Below are 1,636 nucleotides of genomic sequence, written 5' to 3' on the forward strand. Positions count from 1 at the left end.
AAGTACACCGCTGCCGGCAATGATTCGCGCGGCATCGACGTCGCCGTGATGATGCGCAGCGAGACCGCGCAGGGCCAGCCCATCGAATTCGTGCGCATGACCAGCCACGCCTATGTGACCTATGAACAGTTCGGGCTGCACACGCCGGAGCTGGCGGCGCTCGGCAACCAGCCCAATGAACGCATCTTCCGGCGCGACTGCCTGGAAGTGGACATTACCGTGGGCGGCTCGCCGCTGACGCTCTATCTCGTGCACTTCAAGTCGATGGGCTCGCCCCGCAACGGGCTCGACGGGCGTGAAGCGACGATGCCGATCCGCATCGCGGAGGCGCAGGCGGTGCGCCGGATCATCGAGGAGCGCTTCGGGGCAGATCATGCAGCCGACAAGCGCTGGGCGATCTGCGGCGACATGAACGATTACCGCCAGCGCGTGAAGATCGCCGGCGACGAATTCGACGGCTATCGTTTCGAGGTGGTCGACGAGAACCTGTCCTGCATCAACGTGCTGACGGCCGGCGGTTTTTGCGAAAACGTGGTCGAGAGGCGGCCGGAAATGAACCGCTGGACCTTCTACCACACGCGTGGGCCGCAAGAGCGGCATTTGTGCCAGCTCGATTATATCCTGCTGTCCAAGGGATTGGCGGCTAAGAACGCCACCGCCGTCCCGGACATCATCCGCAACGGCCAGCCTTGGCGCACGATCTTTCCTGCCGGCCAGGAAGTGGAGCGCTTTCCGCGCGCCGGCTGGGACCGGCCGAAGGCATCGGACCATTGTCCGGTGGCGATCACGCTGGACATGGCCTGAACCGTGAGCTTCGACCTGCCGCGCAACGTTATTTTGCCGGTCGACGCCGTCGATGTCAGGCTCGACCCCGGCCCGCATCCTTTCGCGCTGGACAATGCCGAGGCGATCGCCGCGAACTGGCAGCACGAGATCGCGGCCAACCCCGCGCTGTTCGACGGTCCCGTGGTGCTGCTCTCGCGACTTGCCTGGCGCGACAATCGCCTCGTCGGCCGGTGCCACGCGGTCAACTACTCCACCTTCATGCTCTGGCGGAAGCGGCGCGAGAATTCGGGCGCCGAGCACGCCTATGCCCATGCCATGCTCGTGGCCGGCGACAATGCGCTGGTGGCGATTCGCATGGCCGCCCACACCGTTACTGCCGGCCGCGTCTATTTCGCCGCCGGTTCCTTCGAACCGGCCGATTTTCGCGATGGCCTCGTCGATGTCGATTTCAATATGATCCGCGAGGTGCGGGAAGAAACCGGCCTCGACATTTCAGGCGCCGCACGCGGCCTGCATTACCATGCCCTGTCGACGGAAAGCGGCACGGTGATCTTCCGCCGATACCGGGTTCCCGAGCCCGCCGAGGAGATCGCGCGGCGCATCTCGGCCTTCGTCGCAACCGAGGCCGAACCGGAGATCGTCGGTCCGGTCATCATCCGCCACGCCGCCGCCCTGCCGCACGGGCTGATGCCGCACATGAAGCCGCTGATCGAGTGGCATTTTGCGAACGCGGACTAAACCTTACCTTCCGTGCTGATCGCCAATGCCGGCATACGAAGGTCTGAGTGGCTGCCTGCAACCCCAAACATCGGGTGCGTGCGCGGACAATCGTCTCGATCAGGATGTGTTG

At 64.6% G+C, this 1,636-nt stretch carries 2 protein-coding genes; both read left to right on the forward strand.

Annotated features, from left to right (window positions below):
* Positions 1-804: endonuclease (locus FJ980_RS30840; RefSeq protein WP_140547342.1), on the forward strand; the 804-nt coding region annotated here is incomplete at its 5' end.
* 3 nt (positions 805-807) lie between these two features.
* The gene (locus tag FJ980_RS30845) at positions 808-1,524 is read left to right on the forward strand and encodes a hypothetical protein (protein ID WP_140547343.1); all 717 of its coding nucleotides are present in this window, start codon (positions 808-810) and stop codon (positions 1,522-1,524) included.
* Positions 1,525-1,636 lie beyond the last annotated feature (112 nt).

The sequence above is a fragment of the Mesorhizobium sp. B1-1-5 genome, from assembly GCF_006443065.1.
GTDB lineage: Bacteria > Pseudomonadota > Alphaproteobacteria > Rhizobiales > Rhizobiaceae > Mesorhizobium.